This window comes from Pseudomonas lyxosi, assembly GCF_047758685.1.
Lineage (GTDB): Bacteria > Pseudomonadota > Gammaproteobacteria > Pseudomonadales > Pseudomonadaceae > Aquipseudomonas > Aquipseudomonas lyxosi.
On the sequence record NZ_CP180481.1, the window covers coordinates 5,647,162 to 5,667,208 of the forward strand.

The 20,047-nt window shown below is 60.1% G+C and carries 21 protein-coding genes and 1 pseudogene; 7 read left to right on the forward strand and 15 right to left on the reverse strand.

Annotated features, from left to right (window positions below; all coding sequences use genetic code 11):
- Positions 1-342: 342 nt before the first annotated feature.
- The 5 genes from ACMXYI_RS25880 to ACMXYI_RS25900 form a co-directional block, all read right to left on the reverse strand.
- Entirely contained in the window at positions 343-1,110 is a 768-nt protein-coding gene (locus ACMXYI_RS25880) for an ABC transporter ATP-binding protein (protein ID WP_415769654.1), read from the reverse strand.
- A gap of 21 nt (positions 1,111-1,131) precedes the next feature.
- Positions 1,132-1,845 carry an ABC transporter permease gene (locus ACMXYI_RS25885; RefSeq protein ID WP_415769655.1) on the reverse strand — a complete coding sequence of 238 codons (714 nt, stop codon included), beginning with the start codon at positions 1,843-1,845 and terminating at the stop codon, positions 1,132-1,134.
- Positions 1,842-2,531 carry an ABC transporter permease gene (locus ACMXYI_RS25890; protein ID WP_415769656.1) on the reverse strand — a complete coding sequence of 230 codons (690 nt, stop codon included), beginning with the start codon at positions 2,529-2,531 and terminating at the stop codon, positions 1,842-1,844. Before ACMXYI_RS25890 ends, ACMXYI_RS25885 begins: the two co-directional genes overlap by 4 nt.
- Positions 2,532-2,623: 92 nt before the next feature.
- Entirely contained in the window at positions 2,624-3,412 is a 789-nt protein-coding gene (locus ACMXYI_RS25895; protein ID WP_415769657.1) for an ABC transporter substrate-binding protein, read from the reverse strand.
- A gap of 39 nt (positions 3,413-3,451) precedes the next feature.
- On the reverse strand, positions 3,452-4,621 hold the full coding sequence (locus ACMXYI_RS25900) for a M20 aminoacylase family protein (RefSeq protein ID WP_415769658.1): 1,170 nt from the start codon (positions 4,619-4,621) through the stop codon (positions 3,452-3,454).
- A gap of 85 nt (positions 4,622-4,706) precedes the next feature.
- On the opposite strand from ACMXYI_RS25900, the gene ACMXYI_RS25905 reads away from it, so the two are divergent.
- Positions 4,707-5,696, forward strand: coding sequence for a LysR family transcriptional regulator (locus ACMXYI_RS25905; RefSeq protein WP_415769659.1), 990 nt, complete (start codon positions 4,707-4,709; stop codon positions 5,694-5,696).
- A 204-nt stretch (positions 5,697-5,900) separates the two neighbouring features.
- On the opposite strand, the gene ACMXYI_RS25910 is transcribed toward ACMXYI_RS25905, so the two are convergent.
- A complete protein-coding gene (locus tag ACMXYI_RS25910) occupies positions 5,901-6,428 on the reverse strand; it encodes a DUF3087 domain-containing protein (RefSeq protein WP_415769660.1) in 528 nt (175 codons plus the stop codon).
- Positions 6,429-6,639: 211 nt separating this feature from the next.
- On the opposite strand from ACMXYI_RS25910, the gene ppnN reads away from it, so the two are divergent.
- Complete coding sequence (gene ppnN / locus ACMXYI_RS25915) at positions 6,640-8,013, forward strand: nucleotide 5'-monophosphate nucleosidase PpnN (protein WP_415769661.1); 1,374 nt, start codon at positions 6,640-6,642, stop codon at positions 8,011-8,013.
- 164 nt (positions 8,014-8,177) lie between these two features.
- On the opposite strand, the gene ACMXYI_RS25920 is transcribed toward ppnN, so the two are convergent.
- Both ACMXYI_RS25920 and ACMXYI_RS25925 read right to left on the reverse strand, forming a co-directional pair.
- Positions 8,178-9,239, reverse strand: a complete 1,062-nt coding sequence (locus ACMXYI_RS25920) for an alpha/beta fold hydrolase (RefSeq protein WP_415769663.1) — start codon at positions 9,237-9,239, stop codon at positions 8,178-8,180.
- Between the two features lie 64 nt (positions 9,240-9,303).
- The gene (locus ACMXYI_RS25925) at positions 9,304-9,567 is read right to left on the reverse strand and encodes a DUF2790 domain-containing protein (RefSeq protein ID WP_415769665.1); all 264 of its coding nucleotides are present in this window, start codon (positions 9,565-9,567) and stop codon (positions 9,304-9,306) included.
- A gap of 184 nt (positions 9,568-9,751) precedes the next feature.
- Between ACMXYI_RS25925 and ACMXYI_RS25930 the strand changes: the two genes are divergently transcribed.
- The 4 genes from ACMXYI_RS25930 to ACMXYI_RS25945 all read left to right on the forward strand — a co-directional run bounded on the left by ACMXYI_RS25930 (position 9,752) and on the right by ACMXYI_RS25945 (position 12,286).
- Complete coding sequence (locus tag ACMXYI_RS25930; protein ID WP_033057672.1) at positions 9,752-10,492, forward strand: response regulator; 741 nt, start codon at positions 9,752-9,754, stop codon at positions 10,490-10,492.
- 197 nt (positions 10,493-10,689) lie between these two features.
- On the forward strand, positions 10,690-10,992 hold the full coding sequence (locus tag ACMXYI_RS25935; protein ID WP_415769667.1) for a phage infection protein: 303 nt from the start codon (positions 10,690-10,692) through the stop codon (positions 10,990-10,992).
- Positions 10,993-11,222: 230 nt separating this feature from the next.
- Positions 11,223-11,954 carry a substrate-binding periplasmic protein gene (locus ACMXYI_RS25940; RefSeq protein ID WP_415769669.1) on the forward strand — a complete coding sequence of 244 codons (732 nt, stop codon included), beginning with the start codon at positions 11,223-11,225 and terminating at the stop codon, positions 11,952-11,954.
- Between the two features lie 107 nt (positions 11,955-12,061).
- Positions 12,062-12,286 carry a hypothetical protein gene (locus ACMXYI_RS25945; protein WP_415769671.1) on the forward strand — a complete coding sequence of 75 codons (225 nt, stop codon included), beginning with the start codon at positions 12,062-12,064 and terminating at the stop codon, positions 12,284-12,286.
- 239 nt (positions 12,287-12,525) lie between these two features.
- On the opposite strand, the gene ACMXYI_RS25950 is transcribed toward ACMXYI_RS25945, so the two are convergent.
- The 7 genes and pseudogenes from ACMXYI_RS25950 to ACMXYI_RS25980 all read right to left on the reverse strand — a co-directional run bounded on the left by ACMXYI_RS25950 (position 12,526) and on the right by ACMXYI_RS25980 (position 19,020).
- Positions 12,526-13,965, reverse strand: coding sequence for an FAD/NAD(P)-binding protein (locus ACMXYI_RS25950; protein WP_415769673.1), 1,440 nt, complete (start codon positions 13,963-13,965; stop codon positions 12,526-12,528).
- A gap of 23 nt (positions 13,966-13,988) precedes the next feature.
- Positions 13,989-14,075, reverse strand: a pseudogene (locus tag ACMXYI_RS25955) (ABC transporter ATP-binding protein); the annotation flags it as partial.
- 27 nt (positions 14,076-14,102) lie between these two features.
- A complete protein-coding gene (locus ACMXYI_RS25960; protein WP_415769675.1) occupies positions 14,103-15,008 on the reverse strand; it encodes an AMP-binding protein in 906 nt (301 codons plus the stop codon).
- 239 nt (positions 15,009-15,247) lie between these two features.
- Positions 15,248-16,651: an LLM class flavin-dependent oxidoreductase gene (locus ACMXYI_RS25965; RefSeq protein WP_415769677.1), complete on the reverse strand. Its 1,404-nt coding sequence runs from the start codon at positions 16,649-16,651 to the stop codon at positions 15,248-15,250.
- Positions 16,651-17,088, reverse strand: coding sequence for an acyl-CoA dehydrogenase (locus tag ACMXYI_RS25970; RefSeq protein ID WP_415769679.1), 438 nt, complete (start codon positions 17,086-17,088; stop codon positions 16,651-16,653). The genes ACMXYI_RS25965 and ACMXYI_RS25970 overlap by 1 nt, the downstream gene beginning before the upstream one ends.
- A 10-nt stretch (positions 17,089-17,098) precedes the next feature.
- A complete protein-coding gene (locus ACMXYI_RS25975) occupies positions 17,099-18,301 on the reverse strand; it encodes an SfnB family sulfur acquisition oxidoreductase (protein ID WP_415769681.1) in 1,203 nt (400 codons plus the stop codon).
- Positions 18,302-18,456: 155 nt separating this feature from the next.
- Positions 18,457-19,020 (reverse strand): helix-turn-helix domain-containing protein, encoded by a 564-nt coding sequence (locus tag ACMXYI_RS25980; RefSeq protein ID WP_415769683.1) that lies wholly within the window; start codon positions 19,018-19,020, stop codon positions 18,457-18,459.
- Between ACMXYI_RS25980 and ACMXYI_RS25985 the strand changes: the two genes are divergently transcribed.
- Positions 19,015-20,043 carry a DMT family transporter gene (locus ACMXYI_RS25985; RefSeq protein ID WP_415769685.1) on the forward strand — a complete coding sequence of 343 codons (1,029 nt, stop codon included), beginning with the start codon at positions 19,015-19,017 and terminating at the stop codon, positions 20,041-20,043. The two genes, ACMXYI_RS25980 and ACMXYI_RS25985, sit on opposite strands and share 6 nt — an antisense overlap.
- Positions 20,044-20,047: the final 4 nt, after the last annotated feature.

Below are 20,047 nucleotides of genomic sequence, written 5' to 3' on the forward strand. Positions count from 1 at the left end.
TGCCGTTGCTGTTGCTTTGCTTTGGCTTCAGATCTGCCGCCCCTTTCCCAGAGGCCGAACGCAGGCATTGCGCAGGGGGCACCGCGGCAAGGATGCCGCGGTAGCCGCCCCCGGCCATGGATGGCCGATGGCGGCGGGCCCCCGGAGCAATGCCGGAGTGAGGGCATGCCGATCCTGGGCGAGGCACCGAATGGCGGGGCAAGAGCCCTTGGTTACGTGGGGCTTTTCCAAGTGACCCGCCGTAAGGGCGGAACCCTAAGCAGCCGTAATCGCAGAAACGGATATGTACACGATCAACAAAAGACAGATCGGCCGCCTCGACAACCGGGCAAGGGTTTTACGCTACTTGAGACTTCCCGCCAAAAACTGCTGCAACCGTTCACTCCGAGGCTGCTCCAGCACGGTATTCGGTGCGCCCTGTTCTTCCACCCGGCCCTGATGCAAAAACATGACGTGGTTCGATACCTGCCGGGCAAACGCCATCTCATGGGTGACCACCACCATTGTCCGGCCCTCTTCGGCCAGCTGCTGCATGACCTTGAGCACCTCGCCCACCAGCTCGGGGTCCAGGGCGGAAGTCGGTTCGTCGAACAGCATCACTTGCGGTTCCATGGCCAGCGCACGAGCGATGGCAACGCGTTGTTGCTGGCCACCGGACAGCTGAACCGGATACTGAGTCTCGACCTTAGCCGGCAAGCCCACCTTGGCGAGGTAATGCCGCGCCCGGTCCAGAGCCTCCGCCCGATCGACACCCAGCACGCTCATCGGGCACTCGATGATGTTTTCCAGCACCGTCATGTGGCTCCACAGATTGAAGTGCTGGAACACCATCGACAACTTGCTGCGCATGACCTGCAACTGCGCGGGATCGACCGCACACAAATCGCCCAGTGAATTCTTGCGGGTCAGCAGCTCTTCGGCATTGACGATGATGCGCCCGGCGGACGGTTGTTCGAGATGGTTGATACAGCGCAAGAAGGTACTTTTCCCCGACCCCGAAGAGCCAATGATGCTGATCACATCACCCGCCCTGGCCTTGAGTGAGACACCCTTCAATACTTCATGGCTGCCGTAGTTCTTATGCACATCTTCAACGATCAATTTATACATTCGAGCATGTCCAGTGAGGGGTCAGTGCGTCCGCGGTTTGAGGTAGCCGAGCCAATGCAGTTCGCCGCGACGAAACAGCCAGATCAGGAAAAACGCGCTGCTGGCATACAGCACCCCGGCGATTCCGAATGCGGCAAAGGATGCATAGGTCGCCGAGTTGACGTCCCGGGCAATCTTCAGCAAATCAGGGACTGTGGCGGTAAACGCCACCGAGGTGGAATGCAGCATCAGAATCACTTCATTGCTGAAAAACGGCAGGGCCCGACGCAACGCCGACGGCAGAATGATCCGACGATAGAGGGTGAACCGGCTCATCCCGTAGGCGCTGGCGGCTTCGATTTCGCCATGGGCGGTCGCCCGGATGGAACCGGCGAAAATTTCGGTCATGTAGGCACAGGTATTGAGCGCGAACGCCAGCACCGTGCAGTTGAACCCGTCACGGAAAAACGCGTTGAGAAAGTCCTGGGAACGAACCACGTGCAAGCTGTACACCCCGGTGTAGAAAAACAGCAGCTGGATGTACAACGGAGTGCCGCGAAACACGTAGGTGTAGCACCAGACCGGTAGACGGATCAGCGGGTTGCGGCTGACGCGGGCAATCGACAACGGCACCGCGAGCAGGAAGCCCGTCACCACCGAAAGAATGAGCAGCCACAAGGTCACTGCCAACCCGGAAAAGTGTGGCCCGTCACTCCACAGATACGCCTGCCAGTAATTTTCGAGAATGCCGGTCATAGCGCCGCCTTCCTGACACCCACCGAATAGCGGTGTTCAAGCCACATCAAGACAACGTTGGACACCGTGGTGATGGCGAGGTAGATCAGGCCGCCGACCAGCGTGAAATAGAAGAACTGCATCGAGCCCTTGCCCGCATCCTGCGTGGCTTTGATGACATCGGTCAGGCCGATGATCGATACCAGCGCGGTCGACTTGATCAACACCTGCCAGTTATTGCCAATGCCCGGCAGTGCGTGACGGAGCATTTGCGGGAACAGGATTTTGCGAAAGGTTTTGCCACGGGTCATGCCGTAGGCCCTTGCCGCTTCGAGCTGGCCAGCCGGGACGGCCTGGAAGGCGCCGCGAAAGGTTTCGGTAAAGTAAGCCCCGTAAATGAAAGCCAAGGTGATGACACCGGCCAGAAACGGGTCGATGTCGATCTGAGCGATGCCCAGCCAATCGGTCATCCGGTTGAGCAGCATTTGCAGGCTGAAGAACAGCAACAGCATGATCACCAGGTCCGGCATGCTGCGAATCACCGTCGTATAACCGGTGGCCAGCGCTCGCAACAAACGGTTGGAGGACAACTTGGAACTGGCGCCGAGCAGCCCGGCCAGGACCGCGATCAACAATGACCATAACGCCAGTTTGATAGTGGCCAGGGTGCCCAGCAGGATCTGCGGGCCAAAGCCTTCCAGAAGCATTTCACTCTCCTTGTTCTTATTAGGTCGAGGTGAAGGGGGATGCTGCGATGGAGCAGCCAGGCGACCGCTCTGTTTCAAAGGTCGAAGGGGCGTTACTTCGCGCCGTAGACGTCGAAATCGAAGTACTTTTTATTGATCCGCGCGTAAGTGCCATTGGCGAGAATCGTCGCCAGGGCTTTGTTCAAGTCTTCGCGTAACTCGACATCGCTCTTGCGCAAACCGATGCCGTCACCGACGCCGAAAAAGGTCGGGTCATCCAGGGTGGCGCCGGCAAATTCATAGTCCTTGCCCTGCGCGGTGTTGAGGAACCCGTAGCTGGCTTGAATGGCCCCTTGCAACGAGGCATCGAGTCGGCCCACCACCAGGTCCGCGTACACCTGATCCTGATTTTGATAGGAGAGCACGTCGATGCCCTTCGAACCCCAGACGGCTTTGGCATACGCCTCCTGAGTCGAACCCTGCTCCACGCCAATGCGTTTGCCCTTGAGCGACTCGAGGGTGGGCAGCAGGCCCGATCCACGCTTGACGACCAACCGGGCCGGCGCATTGGAGACCTTGTCGGTGAACGCAATCTGCTCCAGGCGCTTGGGCGTCACGGTCATCGACGACGCCACCGCATCGAACTTGCGCGCCAGCAGCGCCGGGATCATGCCGTCCCAGCTGCTTTCAACCCAAATGCAGCGGGCCTTCAACTCGGCACACAGCGCCTCGGCGATGTCGACCCCGAAGCCGGTCAGCGTGCCATCCTGGTTCTTGTATTCCAACGGTGGATACGTGGGGTCTACCCCCAGCTTCAGGACTTTGCCAGACCAGTCGGCCGCGCCAGCCAGCCCCGTGGCCGTCAACAACACCAGTGAAACAGCCGCAATCATCTTGTTCATTATTTTTGTTCCTCTCAGGCCCAACGAAAATACGGCGACTCAACCCAGAAAGCGCTCGACCAACTTGACCCAGTAACTCGCACCGATCGGCAGGCAGGCATCATTGAAGTCGTAGCCGGGGTTGTGCAGCAGACACCCGCTATCGCCCTCGCCGTTGCCGATCACCAGGTAACTGCCGGGGCATTTTTCCAGGACAAAGGCAAAGTCCTCACTCGCGGTGAAAGGCCGCAGGTCGTCGATCAGTTGCCCTTCTCCCAGCCAGTCGCGAGCGACTTCACGGGCAAACGCGGTTTGCTCCGGATGGTTAATCAACACCGGATGACAATGCTGATAATCGATGTGGGCCCGGGCGCCGAAACTGGCCGCCTGACCGTTGACCAATTCGGTAATCCTGACTTCGAGCAAGTGGCGAATCTCGGGAGTCAGGGCACGTACACTCAGGCTCATCTCGGCGCTGGACGGAATGACGTTCGAAGCGCTGCCGGCATGAAGGGAGCCCACCGTGATGATCGCCATTTCCTGCGGATTGACGTTGCGCGAGACGATGCTTTGCAGGGCGATCACGATCGAGGAGCAGACCAGCACTGGGTCGACCGCCTTGTGCGGCACTGCACCATGGCCGCCGTTGCCGATGATTTTGATGTTCACCGTATCGGCAGACGCCATGAACGGGCCGCTGTAGAACCCCAGATGCCCGACGGGATAACCCGGCACGTTGTGCATGGCGAAGATCGCATCACACGGAAACCGTTCGAGCAGGCCCTCCTCGAGCATTTTCCGGGCACCGCCCAGGCCTTCTTCGGCCGGCTGAAAAATCAGGTTCACAGTGCCGTTGAACGACCGGGTCTGCGCCAGGTGTTTAGCCGCCGCCAGCAGTGTTGCCGTATGGCCGTCGTGGCCGCAGGCATGCATGACGCCGTCGATCCGGCTGGCATAGGGCAAACCGGTGGTTTCCTGAATCGGCAGTGCATCCATGTCGGCGCGCAGACCAATGGACCGCCCCTCGCCATTTTTCAGGGTGGCGACGACGCCGGTCTTGCCTACACCCGTGCTGACCTCAAACCCCCACTGCGTCAAACATTCTGCAACCCGCTCGCTGGTGGCGAATTCTTCGAAGCCCAACTCGGGGTGCGCGTGAATGCTGTGACGCAACGCGATCATTTCCTCTTGGATGGCTGCAATACCCGGCAAGACTGGGTCGGCGATCATTGTTGTATTCCTTCGATAAGACCTGAGCGGTTGTTGAGTCGGATCTTAGGGAACGGGCTCTGGGCTGGGGAGGCCCAGTTTGGTTATGATGACAACCCTAGGTTGTCACCAGGGTGAGCAGATGAAACTCCATCAATTACAAGCACTGATTGCCAGCGCCGAAACCGGCAGCATCCGCGCAGCGGCGCGTTCGCTGGACATCTCCCAGGCCGCCGTGACCAAAGCATTGCGCGAACTGGAAACCAGCCAGCAGTTACCGCTGTTCACCCGAACCCCCAGCGGCCTGAACTTCACGGAATACGGAAAAGTATTGCTGACCCACGCCCGGCTCGTGATCAAGCAACTGGAGCATGCGCAGACCGAGCTCGATCACATGCGTGGCAAGGCCCAGGGGCGGCTCTGTGTCGGGGTTACGCCCTGGATCGCCCTGACCTTCTTGCCCGAGGTGGTCCTGGCGTTTCGCGAGCGAATGCCGGAAATCCGCCTGGAGCTGTACGAAAGCCTGATGGCCGTGGCCCAGCCGCTACTGCGCGATGGCAGCATGGATTTTGCGATTGGCCAGTTGCACCCGGCGCAATCGACCCAGGAGTTTGCCTGCGAAACCTTGCTCGATTACCAGACGTCGGTGCTGGTCCGTCAGGGCCATGCCCGCCAGGACGCTCGGTCAATCCATGAGTTGCTGGAGCAGAACTGGACACTGAACTACGCGCCGGACGGACACGACGGGCTGATGCAGGCGTTGTTCTGGAAACACGGTGCGCAAATCGATGAGAACCGAATCGTTCGGGCCCATTCACTGGCTATCTTGCAGATGATGGTCGAGCGGGCCGACATGTGTACCTGGGGACCGTCCATCGTGAGCGTTGCCCCGCCCTTCCTCGGCCGAGTGGTTGCCCTGGATCTGGCCGAGCAGTTCGAACCCCGGCAGTTGAGCATCGTGACCCGCCGCAATGGCTCGCTGAGCAATGCAGCGCTGTGCTTTACCGATTGCCTGTTGCAGGTCATTCGGCGCCATGCGCGCTCGGCCAAAAAGGAAGACAGGGAACTGTTTGAAACCCTGCGTCTGCGGGTTTAGGAAGGGCGACGCGGCGTAAGCCAAGCCGCGATCCGTAGCAGCTGGCGAAGCCTGCGTTCGGCTGCGCAGCAGTCGTAAACCCTGAGTGTCCGGTGGGACTGACACACAGCATTGACTGACTTTACGACGGCTTCGCCGCCGAACGCAGGCTTCGCCAGCTGCTACAAGGATTGCGTTGCGGCTGAAACGGCCTGCCCACAGGTCTTACCGAGGCGTCTGCTTCACGGCCTCGATCCAGGCGGGATTCAATTGCGTCTGATCAGTCTCGATGCCCAGCGCTTCCATCCGCGCCTTGTGCTGATCCATCTCGCGGGTCAATTGGCTGTGATCACTGGAGTTGCCGTCCAGTTCGTGCATCTGGCTCAACCCCAGATGGTAGAAACGCAGCAGCTTCATGGCCGTCGGATCCTCCTTCTCCACCGCCGCCGTCACCTGATGCATGACGTTGGTGATGCTCATCAGGCTGCGCTTGAGCTGCCAGCCGTAAACCGCCGGGGCCATCCATGGCTGGGTCCAGAACATGCCACGCATCAGCGCTACCATCAGCAGCACCGACACAAACACGCCGCCGACGTTAAATCGCAGATTGTCGCCACCGGGCTCACCGAACAGCGCCACCGCCGTGGTGGACAACACCATCGCCAGGGCCAGGAAAATCAAGGCTATGATTATCGTGCTGCGTCGCGTCTGGCTTCGATAGCGTTCGGGGTTCTGCGGCTGGATTTCGAACATCGCGACGGGGTTCCTTGAGGGCATGGGTAAAAAGGCTGCGGGGCATTATCGCCTCTGCAGGGGATTTAGCTATGCTGAGGCTCCTTTTCATCTTTTCATCGTCAAACGGGGAAATGGCGATACAGCGCAGTTCGTGCCATCTTCTTTCATGGATACATACTATTCGGATGCCATTTGCCTGTATGAATGGCATCGTTTTAAGGATCATTGAATGACCCAACGACAAGTAATCAACGCCTCGGTCAGCCCAAAAGGCAGCCTGGAAACCCTTTCTCAACGTGAAGTACAGCAACTGAGCGAAGCCGGATCCGGCAGCACCTACACCTTATTCCGCCAGTGCGCCCTGGCCATTCTCAATACCGGCGCCCATGTCGATAACGCAAAAACCATCCTCGAAGCCTACAAAGACTTCGAAATCCGCATTCACCAGCAAGACCGCGGCGTACGCCTCGAACTGCTGAACGCCCCGGCCGACGCCTTCGTTGATGGCGAAATGATCGCCAGCACCCGGGAAATGCTCTTCAGCGCCCTGCGCGACATCGTCTACACCGAAAACGAACTCGACGCCCAACGCATCGACCTGAGCACCTCCCAGGGCATCAGCGACTACGTGTTCCACCTGCTGCGCAACGCCCGCACCCTGCGTCCCGGCGTCGAGCCGAAGATCGTGGTGTGCTGGGGTGGCCACTCGATCAACACCGAAGAATACAAATACACCAAGAAAGTCGGCCACGAACTGGGCCTGCGCAGCCTCGACATCTGCACCGGTTGCGGTCCTGGCGTGATGAAAGGCCCGATGAAAGGCGCGACCATCGCCCACGCCAAACAGCGTATCCACGGCGGCCGCTACCTCGGCCTGACCGAGCCGGGCATCATCGCCGCCGAAGCGCCGAACCCGATCGTCAACGAACTGGTGATCCTGCCGGACATCGAAAAACGTCTGGAAGCCTTCGTCCGCGTCGGCCACGGCATCATCATTTTCCCGGGCGGCGCCGGTACGGCCGAAGAGTTCCTGTACCTGCTCGGCATCCTGATGCACCCGGACAACGCCGGCCTGCCCTTCCCCGTGGTCCTCACCGGACCGAAACATGCCGCGCCGTATCTGGAGCAACTGGATGCGTTTGTCGGCGCCACGCTGGGTGAAGCCGCGAAGCAGCACTACGAGATCATCATCGACGACCCGGCTGAAGTCGCGCGTCAAATGACTCAAGGCTTCAAGGCGGTCAAACAGTTCCGTCGCGAGCGCAATGACGCGTTCCATTTCAACTGGTTACTGAAGATCGACGAAAGCTTCCAGCGCCCGTTCGATCCCACCCACGAAAACATGGCCAACCTGAAACTGAGCCGCAACCTGCCGGCCCACGAACTGGCCGCCAACTTGCGCCGTGCGTTCTCCGGCATCGTCGCCGGCAACGTCAAGGACAAGGGCATCCGCCTGATCGAAGAACACGGGCCGTACCAGATCCGTGGCGACGCGGCGGTGATGCAACCGCTGGATCAACTGCTCAAGGCCTTCGTCGCCCAGCACCGGATGAAACTGCCAGGTGGCGCGGCGTATGTGCCGTGTTATCAAGTGGTTGCGTAACAAAGCTAATAAAGATCGTTCCCACGCTCCCGCGTGGGAATGCCTCAACGGACGCTCCGCGTTCGGCTGTTAAGGGACGCGGAGCGTCCCGGGCTGCATTCCCACGCAGAGCGTGGGAACGATCTCGCACCGCCATTCGCGAGCAGGCTCGCTCCCACAGTGGTCTATAGGTGATCCGCATCAATGATTGCCTTGGCAAAAGCCTGCGGATCTTCCTGCGGCAAGTTGTGGCCGATGCCGCCGTTGATGAGTCGGAACTCATATTTGCCGGTGAAGCGCTTGGCATAATCCTCGGGAGCCGGATGCGGCGCCCCGTTGGCGTCACCTTCCATCGTGATGGTCGGCACCGTAATGACCGGGGCCTTGGCCAGCCGCTGCTCCAGCGCTTCATATTGAGGTTCGCCCTGAATCATGCCCAACCGCCAGCGATAGTTGAAGATGGTGATAGCGACGTGGTCTGGGTTTTCCAGGGCAGCAGCACTGCGGTCGAAGGTCGCGTCGTCGAATTTCCATTTCGGCGATGCCAGCTCCCAGATCAACTTGGCGAAGTCGTGGCGATTTTTTTCGTAACCGGCCTGGCCACGTTCGGTAGCGAAGTAGAACTGGTACCACCATTGCAGCTCGGCCTTGGGCGGCAACGGATTTTTGCCGGCGGCCTGATTGCCGATGAGGTAGCCGCTCACCGAGACCAGCGCCTCCACCCGCTCCGGCCAGAGCGCCGAAACGATGCCCGCCGAGCGCGCGCCCCAGTCGTAGCCACCGAGCACCGCCTTCTTGATCTTGAGCGCATCCATAAAGTCGATGACATCACTGGCCAGCGCGGCAGGCTGACCGTTGCGAACAGTCTTGTCGGACAGGAAATGCGTGTCGCCGTAGCCCCGAGCATACGGGATCAGCACCCGGTAACCCTTGGCCGCCAACAAGGGCGCCACTTCGCTATAGCTGTGAATGTCGTAGGGCCAACCGTGCAGAAGAATCACCACCGGACCATCGGCGGGGCCGACTTCGGCGTAAGCCACATTCAGCAACCCGGCGTTGACATGCTTCAGCGGGCCGAACGAGTCAGCCTTGAGGGTGGCGGCGCTGGCCACCACGGGCTCTGGCGTCGCGGTTTGCGCATTGGCAGCACCAAGGGCACCTAACTGCATCAGCGCGAAAGCGAGGACCGATGGGCCAAAGAAACGACGACGTGAGTCGTTTTTTTTGCTCAACACATTGATCTTCATGGTGATTTCCCTGGAAGTGATTGACCGGGTGTTTTGGACGACAGCGATAAGCGTAGTGGAACGATCAGCCGCGCTGATTGCCGCACTCGGCGAATTTGCTGTAATCGAGGACTTTCTGCGCGCCGCTGGAATCGAGGTAGGTCAGGCGGGCATCGACAATGCCGCAATTGGCGCCGCCGTTGTCGACGATGGAAACCACTTTCTTGATATCCAGGTGGGTGCCGTGAGAAGTTGTCTGCGATGGAGTTTGAACATCGGCATGGGCCGAAAAGGCTGCAACGTTCAGGACCGCGAAGAAGCTGGCGGCAATCAGTTTGTTCCAGTTCATGGTGATTTCCTCAGGGTTGCAATGGGCAGTGGTTGTGAGGCAAGTCGTCTTGCCTCGATGGAACCCATTTAATCGGCCCGAGGTATCTGCCATGTGTCGTAAAACCGGGCGTATTGAGGCGTAAGGTGTCACACAGGGCGCCAGATACAGTGCGATACAAAGCGAATAACAAGAGGCTTGTGCGATGGAACATGTGAACCACATCCTGATCGTCGACGACGACCGGGAGATTCGCGAACTGGTCGGCAATTACCTGAAAAAGAACGGGCTGCGCACCACCGTGGTCGCCGATGGCCGGCAGATGCGCAGCTTTCTGGAAACCAATCAGGTGGACCTGATCGTGCTGGACATCATGATGCCCGGCGATGACGGCCTGCTGCTGTGCCGCGAATTGCGTTCGGGCAAACACAAAGCCACGCCGATCCTGATGCTCACCGCACGCAACGACGAAACCGATCGCATCCTCGGCCTGGAAATGGGCGCCGACGATTACCTGACCAAGCCCTTCGCCGCCCGCGAACTGCTGGCGCGGATCAACGCCGTGTTACGCCGCACCCGGATGCTGCCGCCCAACCTGCTGATCACCGAAACTGGCCGACTGCTGGGTTTCGGCCGCTGGCGCCTGGACACCACCGCCCGGCACTTGCTCGACGAAGACGGCACGATGGTGGCCCTCAGTGGCGCCGAATACCGTCTGCTGCGGGTGTTCCTCGATCATCCGCAACGGGTGCTCAGCCGTGACCAGTTGCTCAACCTGACCCAGGGCCGCGACGCCGACCTGTTTGACCGCTCGATTGATTTGCTGGTGAGCCGTCTGCGCCAGCGATTGATGGATGACTCACGGGACTCGACCTACATCAAAACCGTGCGCAGCGAAGGCTACGTGTTCTCCTACCCGGTGGAATTGCTTGGCGCAGAATCATGAAGCTCTCCCCCCGCAGAACCTGAGGAGCGTTTTTCATAGGGTTTTGTATCCGTCTGTATAAGAACCCGCGACAGATACGCAGACACCGATTTCGGCTTGTTCGAGCACACATCACCGATACACCCGAGCGTTTAACTGTGATCACCGGATAGCAGCAGCTACCGACCCACTCAAACTAAACGCACGGAGAATCACCCATGTTCAACTTCTCGAAAGTCTCGTCCCTGGCACTCGGTCTGGCACTGGTTAGTGGTCTCGGCCTGTCGAGCCTGGCGTCGGCCCACACCGGCAATGCTGCGTCCCCTGGCCAGGTTCAACAACTGCTGGTGGAAGGCGGCTCCGATCGTCTGATCGAGAATCGCGTGGCCGAAGGCGGTGCCGACCGTCTGCAAGAACTGCGCGAACGTGTGGCGTCGGTCAGTCCGAGCAACGCCCTGCGCGGTGGTGTGGTTGTAGCGGAAAACCGCGCCGAGTTCGGCTCGAAATATCAGCGGTACTGATCGAGATCTACACAGCGGCAGAGATTGATCGTTCCCACGCTCTGCGTGGGAATGCAGCCCGGGACGCTCCGCGTCCCTTCAAAGCCGAACGCGGAGCGTCCGTTGAGGCATTCCCACGCAGAGCGTGGGAACGATCAGTCCTGAAATCTGACGCAATAGTCCGACAATTCCTCGGGACAGTTGTACCTCGCCCGTCTAAGATTTGCGTTTCACTTCATCAAGGACGATTCATGAAGCGCATTGCCGGTTGCCTGTTGGCTTTCCTGACCTTTACGGCGGTCGCGGCGGATCTGAACCTGCTCACCGACAACCATCCGCCCCTGCATTTTCAGCAAGGTAATCAACTGGTGGGGTTTGGCGTGGACGTGGTGCAGGCACTGGCCGAACGCACCGGCGACCAGGTGCACTTGCAACAAGTCCCTTTGCTGCGCGCCCTGCACGTCGCCACGACCGAGCCTGCCACCGGGGTGTTTACGGTGTTGCGCACCGCCGAGCGCGATGGTCTGTATCAGTGGGTCGGTCCGCTGATGGACGTGGAAACGGCGCTGTATTCCGCAAACACCCAGCAACCGGTGCGCAGTTTGCAGGATGCCGCCAGCCTGGGTCGTATCGCCGTCCCGCGAACATGGCTGGCTTACGACTACTTGCGCAAGCAGGGTCTGAACAATCTGTACGGTGTGGAAACGCCCGAACAAATGATGCGTCTGGCACGTCTGGGGCGCATCGAATTTGTGGTGGCCGACACCCTCTCCATCGCCACCCTCGCCCGGGAAGAAGGCTTGGCGCCCAGCCAGTTGCACTATCAGATGCCGCTGATGAAGCAAGGCACCTACATCGCGTTTTCCCCGCAAACCGATGCGCGCCAGGTCGCGCGCTGGCAACAGGCGCTGGACGAGATGAACCGCGATGGGCGTCTGGAACAACTCAAGCAGCGCTGGCTCAGCGACAACCCACCCCGCTGACGATGGATCAACGCTCTCGATAACAACTATGCGTCAGGGTGTTTTTTCATCGCGATGCTCCAGCACTACAGTGGCGACATCTTCTCCCCACTCTCTGGAGCATCATCATGAAAAGCATCATCGGTCTGGGTTTCGCCCTTTCGGTTCTTGGCGCTACCTCCGCCATTGCCGCCCCTCACGCCACCTCGCAAGTCGTTGCAGTGGCCAAAGTCAGCCAACCGGCCACTCTGAACGTGAACACCGTCAGTGTTGATCACAAAGACAGCCAGGCGAGCAAACTCTACGTCGCTGAAAACCGCCCTGAGTTCGGCTCGAAGTATCAGCGTTATTGATCAACGGCGTTGCGCCGCTTGAAACAAGAAACCCCGGGGAGATCCGATCTACCCGGTTTTTTTTGTCTTTAAAGTTGAAATACAGGCTCGAGATATCTGTAGCAGCTGCCGAGCTTGCGAGGCTGCGTTCGAGCGCGTAGCGGTCGTAAAACCTGAGTGCACGGTCTGGCTGAAAAAACGCATCACCTGATTCTGCGACCGCTACGCGCTCGAACGCAGCCTCGCAGGCTCGGCAGCTGCTACAGGGGCGGCGTTGTTGTCAGGCGTGCGGCGAGTGCCTTGGCCTGGCTCGCCACGTCAGTCACCGCCGTACTTTCCCACCACATGCCGCGCAACGGTGGCCCCATGGCAAACAGACGGCTGGCGACGTGCTCATCGGCGCCCAACACCGCGCCATCGACTGCCGCTGCAATCCCCAGCGCCAACGGCCCCGGCCGGACAAGTCCGCGCGCCAGCAGTTGCTGTGGCAGAGGTCGGGCGACCCGCCGCCAGTCGTATTCGATGCCGCTGGAATTGATCAACGCAGCGCCGCTGACAACGGTAGTTTCTGCTTCACCCCGGGGCCGAATGCGGATACTCACTGCTCCGTCCACTGAAGGCTCCAGCCCTTTGAACGACGCCGCCTGAATCCGCAATCGGCCTTCCTTGTGCAACCGTTCCACCAGTTCGGCACTCAACGGCGGCGAGCGGTGGTGATGGCTTTCCCACCACGGCCGCACATGCCGCACAAACTGTCGACGCTGCACGTCCGTCGCCTGATTCCACAAGCGGCCGATATGCGCCCGTACGGTGTCGAGCGGCGCCTGCCAGTCGATGCCTTGAGCTATGGCGTCCCGGCAATGCCGACGCAGTTCGCGCACCAGCTGTCGCGGCGTACGAATGCTCTGATCCTCGGCGAGAAAATCTGCCCAGGCCGGTGGCTGACGACGCACATGAGGCAGCAAGCCATGCCGGGAAAACACTTCGATCGGCCCGCGATGCCCGGCCTGTTCCAGCGACACCACGGCATCGACCATGGTCAGGCCCGAACCGATGATAAGCACGGTCGACTGCGGATCGAGTTGTTGCATGGCGGCGACATCCCACGGATCAAGCGCGGCGGCGTTCAAGCCACTGGACTCGGTCTGTGGGGTACGCGCAGCGGGGAACATCCCGGTCGCCAGTACGGCATAGGCGCCCTGCAAGCGTTGCCCGTCGCTCAAGGTCAACCGCACCGAATCGTCCGTCGTTTGCAGGTCAACCACCTCAGCCCGCACATGCTCGACCGTAGACCCGTTCAACGCCCCCACCGCTTGCGCTTCCGCCAGGCGCTGCTGCACGTACAGGCCGAAAATCCCCCGCGGCGGGAACAATTCGCTGACCGGCACATGTTGCTCGTCAGACTCCGGCCAGCCACCGGCCGCGATGTACTCGGTCAGCCATTGGGTCAGGTCATCGGCGTTGTCCGGGTCGACGCTCATCCGCGCCGCATTGCCGTTGAGCGTATGGCCCAATTCGACCGCGCTGTACGCCTCGCCCCGTCCCAGTTCGGCGCGGGGTTCGATCACCAGCACTTGGCGTTTGCCGGGCAGGCGCAACAACTGCGCCGCCAGCATTGCACCGCTGAGGCCGCCGCCGACGATCAGGATGTCCGCGTGGCGAATGGCGTCGGTGGCCTGTCCGCTTTGGGTTTCAGTCATGGCGTTCTCACTGATCAATGTTTCATCTCGAAAATCTCCTGGACGATAATAGGCGCCAAACCCATGAAAGGCTCATCAAGCAGTACCAAAGTAGGACAGAGAAATACCGCTGACTTGCTGGATGGAATCGGTCGAGCTCATGCGATGTCCCGTTTGAATTCGGATAGCCAGGCAGGCGCAGGTTGCGCGTCGGGGGCGCGCGTGGCTTGCCAGATGAAATGCAGGTTTTGAAAGCCCAGCAGTCGGCGAACGCGGTTTTTGATCAGCCGTTGCAGGCCTTTTTCCGGGTGGGCGATGGCCCAATCGCAGAGGCGTCGCCGCCAGGTGCCTTGGGGGGCGAGACGGCTGTCGATTTCGGCGGCCAGCAATTGCAGGCGCTCGGCCGATAACAGCAATCCCGAGGGTGCCACTTCACGACGGTCACGACTGGCACTGCCGGGGCTTTCCGGGAAGGCCAGTGATTGGCCGCTGGTCAGCCAATGCTCCAGCAAAACGCTGAGGCCGGCCTGCCATTGGGTGCCCTCTTCGCTCCACAATGGCTTGCCTTGTGCCCAGCGACTCAGGCGTTGCGGGGGTTCGACCGGGCCGAGCAGATCATCGAAGTTCAGCAGCGACTGGCCTTCGTTGAGCCAGAGTTGTCGGGTCTGTCGGTCCTGGACGAACGCGTGAGTGGGACGGCTGCGCCATAGATTTTTGTGCAGTGATTCGGGGTCGAGGTTATCCGGCAAGGTCAGCAGTTCACCGCCGATGTGTAGCGCCGCCAGGGCCAGCAGCAATAGATTCGGCTCGAAGGCGCCGCTCAACGCCAGACGCGATTCTTTTGCAAATCCTTGCTGACTCAAGCCGTCGGCCAAACGCTCGACATCGCGCAAGGCATCGATCCAGCGCCAGACGAACCACTGACCATGGCGCTTGTGCCGCAAGGCCGGTTGCAAGGGGCTGACCTGAGCCCAGTGGCGCAATTGCTCCAAAGCCTGGGGCGCCTTGACCCGCCACTCGGTGGTGTCCGTGATTGGCGGACGTTTGAGTTCGTGCACGCTCATGGGATTGACCTCCTGTTCCTGGGCAAAAGCGCGCGGTGGTCCGCCGGCCTGTATGGTCTTGAAGCACCCTGTAGCAGCTGGCGAAGCCTGCGTTCGGTTCGGGCCGCGTTCGGACGAAGCAGTCGCAAATCCTGCCAGCGCGGATTACCTGACACACCGCAGTGCCTGATTTCACGACTGCTGCGCAGCCGAACGCAGGCTTCGCCAGCTGCTACAGAGTGTGTTTGTCTGAGATCTGATCAGGAAGACACTAACTTCTTTTCCTGCTGCCGCAACGCCGCCAGGTCTCGATAACCCGCGCCCGGATGAATCTCCGGCAAGCGCGGCCCTTCCCCAAACAACTTCTCGCGCAAGGTCCCCGGCGCGTATTCGGTTTTGTAGACCCCGCGTTTCTGCAGCTCCGGAACCAGCAGTTCCACCGCGTCGATGAAGGTTTCGTGAGTCAATGCATAGGCCAGGTTAAAGCCGTCCACATCGGTCTCCTCGACCCACTCCTGAAGCAAATCGGCGACGGTCTCGGGGCTGCCGACAAACAACGGACCAAAACCGCCAATGCCCACCCAGTCAGCCAGTTCGTTGGGGGTCCAGACCTTGTTCGGGTCCGCCGTGGAAAACGCTTCCACCGCCGATTGAATCGCGTTGGTGTGCACGTGCTTGAGCGGTTCATCGGGTTTGAACTGACTGAAATCGATCCCGGTCCAGCCAGAGATCAACGCCATCGCGCCTTCATAACTGACCCAGGTTTTGTATTCCTCGAACTTGGCTTTGGCCTTGGCGTCGGTCTCGCCGAGGATCACGGTTTGCAGGTTGAAGATCAGAATCTTCGACGGATCGCGTCCGGCCTCGGCAGCACGACGACGGATGTCGGCAACGGTTTTCTTCAGCAGCACTTTCGACGGTGCAGCAACGAACACACACTCGGCATGCTCGGCGGCAAACTGCTTGCCGCGACTCGATGCGCCAGCCTGATAGAGAACCGGCGTGCGTTGCGACGAAGGTTCGCAGAGGTGAATGCCCGGTACCTGGAAGTGCTTACCGACGTGCTGGATTTCGTGGATTTTGCTCGGGTCGCTGAAGACCCGCCGCTCGCGATCGCGCAGAATCGCGCCCTCTTCCCAACTGCCTTCCCAAAGTTTGTAGCAAACCTCCAAATATTCTTCGGCGAAGTCGTAACGGGCGTCGTGTTCGGTCTGGTTTTTCTGGCCGAGGTTCTTCGCACCACTTTCCAGATAAGAGGTGACGATGTTCCAGCCGGCACGGCCCTTGGTCAGATGGTCGAGCGTCGACAGGCGTCGGGCGAACGGATACGGGTGTTCGAACGACAGTGACGCGGTCAGACCGAAACCCAGATTCTCAGTGACCAGCGCCATCGGCGGAATCAATTGCAGCGGATCGTTGACCGGCACTTGCGCCGCCTGACGGATCGCCGCGTCACCATTGCCGTTGTAGACGTCGTAGATGCCCAGCACATCGGCAATGAACAAACCGTCAAACTTGCCGCGCTCGAGGATTTTCGCCAGATCGGTCCAGTACTCCAGATCCTTGTATTGCCAGGAGCGATCCCGCGGATGCGCCCACAGACCCGGCGACTGGTGGCCGACGCAGTTCATGTCAAACGCGTTGAGACGAATTTCACGGCCCATCAAACAGCACTCCTAAAACTTGGGGGATGGATGCCGTTGAGGCGGAAATTACCGATGAGGTGGAGTTTCCGGTGCAATGGGTCATGCAGCGATCCGGGTAACACGGTGCGTTGGCCGGTGAGTTCGAATTCAGCGTTGCTGACGGCGTTTAAAGCATCCGCGCTGGCGAGGTGTGATTCGGCGATGGCGACGCTGATTTCCGTGTCGTCATCAACGCTGTTCAGATAGTCTTCGGCGCGTTCGAGCAGCGCGGCGGCGACTTCAATGCGGATGTGCAAATCGCCGAAGCGGCTGATGACGTAAGGATCATCCGTGGCTTGGGCCTGCTGCCGGACGAAACGCAACGTCGCATCAAGCAAGCTGCGAGCGTTGTGCAAATCATGCTGACTTTTGGCCAGGGACTGCCCGGCAACAATCGGTTGAGTCAAAGCGTTCATGGTGGGCTCCTCAGTTCCAGGCGTGGCGCGCAGGCTTCACGCCGTTGAGCAGGTAGTTGCCGATCAGGTGGTATTTCCAGCGTGCCGGATCGTGCAGGGTGTGCGTCCGGGCGTTGCGCCAGTGGCGGTCGAGGTTGTATTTGCCGAGCACCGAGCGAGTACCGGCCAGCTCGAAGAGTTTGCTGCTGGCAAGCAAGGCGATCTCGGCGGACAGCACTTTCGCCTGGGCAACCACCACCGAAGCACGGGCCACCGTTTCTTCGTTGGGGTTGAGCAAGGCATGGTCAATGGCGCGGCCGGCCTTTTTGAGGATCGCTTCGGTGCCGTGGACTCGCCATTCCAGATCGCCGATCGCAGCGATGCTGAACGGGTCCTGCCAGCCGTGATCCTGCCCGCTGTCGATCCATGGCCGGGCTTCGCGGGCGTAGCGCTTGGTTTCTTCCAGGGCGCCGACGGCAATGCCGGTGTCCACGGCTGCCTGAATGATTTGTGAAATCGGGCCATCGGCGGTGGGCTCGTCGAAGGCCTTGTGGGCCGGGATCACCGCGCTGAGCGGGACTTTCACCGCGTTCAGGGTGACACCGCCGCTGGCCGTGGTGCGCTGGCCGAAACCGTCCCAGCTGTCGATGACGGTCAAGCCGGGAGTGTCACGCTCGATGAAGGCGATGAAGGCCTTGTTCTCTTCATTGACCGCCACTGCTGGCACGATGTGCGCGAACAGAGCGCCGGTGCAGTAGAACTTTTCGCCGTCGATCTGCGCGGTGTCTTTATCGAAACGGATACGGGTTTCAAAGGCACCGGCATTTTTGCTTTTGGATTCGGAGAAGGCGTTGCCGAAACGGTAGCCCTGCAAGACTTTGTCGAAGTAGTAGCGCTTCTGCTCCTCGGTGGCGGTTTGCAGCAGGATGTCGAGCACGCCGAGGTGGTTTTGCGGGATCTGGCCCAGGGACGAATCGGCGGCGGAAATGATCTTGATCACTTCGGCGACGGTCACGTAGGACACGCCAGCGCCGCCGAACTCCTTGGGAATGGTGATGCCCCAGAGGCCGCTGGCGGAGAACTCGTCGAGCTCGGCGACCGGCAAGCGTCGCTCGCGATCCCGCACGCTGGCCTCGATGGCAAAGCGTGCGGCGAGTTTGTGCGCGACGGCAATCGCCTCGGCGTCCGAGCGGATCACATGGGCGGTGCGAAGGGGTTGGGCAGAGACTGTCATGGGCCGACTCCGGGATCTGGTGAATGCACCAGAGCTTTTGCAGGAGTCGTGCCTGAAACTAAATCAGTTTATTTTCAATAGGTTAAAGAAATATCCGAGAAAGGATCGCAGCTTTAAAACAGCAAAGTGTCTATCCAGTGTTGGTCCACAAACAGTTAGATCACTACATTTCGCACAAACCGCGCCGCCACCGGCCCATCGTTGCGATAGGCGTGGGGCTGGTTGCTGGCGAACATGTAGAACTCACCGGCAGCGATCTCATGTGGTGTATCGCCCAGCATCAGTGTCAGGCAGCCTTCGAACACATAGATCTGCTCACTCCAACCCTCGGCGTCCGGTTGCGACGGGTAAATTTCCCCTGGTTGCAGGCACCATTCCCATTGTTCCACTTCACGGGTGGCGGTGGCTTTGGAGAGTAAAACGGCTTTGCTGCCAGGAATCGTCCCGGCCCAGGCCACTTCATTGATGCGACTCGGGTCGCGTGCATCCGGGGCCTGGATCAGGTCGCTGAACGCCACGTCCAGCGCTTCGGCCACGCGGTCGAGGGTGGTCAGGCTGACGTTCTTCTCGCCGGCCTCGATGGCCACCAGCATCCGGCGGCTGACCCCGGACTTTTCCGCCAGCGTCGCCTGGCTCATGTCGGCGGCGTGGCGCAAGCGTCGAACGTTTAGGCTGACGTGCTGGAGGACCGAAGCCCGCTGGATAGAATCTTTGTGCACTATATTGCTCACTTGGTGGGGTTGGGCAGTATACTGCGCAACATTCGGCGCATTGTGCGTCCCCCTCAGGTAGCGCGCAAGGTCATGACGTCGGTGAATACCCCTCACACTTCCCCCCGTTTCTCGCGGTTCAGCAAGGCCGAGTGCGTGCTGGTGCTGATCACCATGGTCTGGGGCGGCACCTTCTTGCTGGTGCAACATGCGATGACCGTCAGCGGGCCGATGTTTTTCGTCGGTCTGCGTTTTGCCGCGGCGGCGATCATTGTTGCGCTGTTTTCCTGGCGTCATCTGCGGGAGCTGACGCTGTTCGAATTGAAAGCCGGGACCTTTATCGGTGTGGCGATCATGCTCGGTTATGGTTTGCAGACCGTCGGGTTGCAGAGCATTCCCAGCAGTCAGTCGGCGTTTATTACCGCGTTGTACGTGCCCTTCGTGCCGTTGCTGCAATGGCTGGTGCTGGGGCGGCGTCCGGGGTTGATGCCGAGCATCGGGATCATGTTGGCGTTTACCGGGTTGATGTTGCTGTCGGGACCGGCCGGCGCTTCGTTCAATTTCAGCCCGGGTGAAATCGCCACGCTGATCAGCGCCGTGGCGATTGCAGCGGAGATCATTCTGATCAGCACGTATGCCGGCCAGGTCGATGTGCGGCGGGTGACGGTGGTGCAATTGGCGGTCACCTCGGCGCTGGCGTTTTTGATGGTGGTGCCGACTCAGGAAAGGATTCCGGACTTCTCCTGGCTGCTGTTATGCAGCGCGCTGGGGTTGGGCGCGGCCAGTGCGGCGATTCAAGTGGCGATGAACTGGGCGCAGAAGAGTGTTTCGCCGACCCGGGCGACATTGATCTATGCCGGTGAGCCGGTGTGGGCCGGGATTGTCGGAAGGATTGCCGGGGAGCGGTTGCCAGCGATTGCGCTGGTGGGTGCGGGGTTGATTGTGGCGGCGGTGATTGTCAGTGAGTTGAAGACCAAGCGTAAGACAGTGCCCGAAGTTGGAGAAGATTCGGTAGGGGAAACCGAACACTGATCGT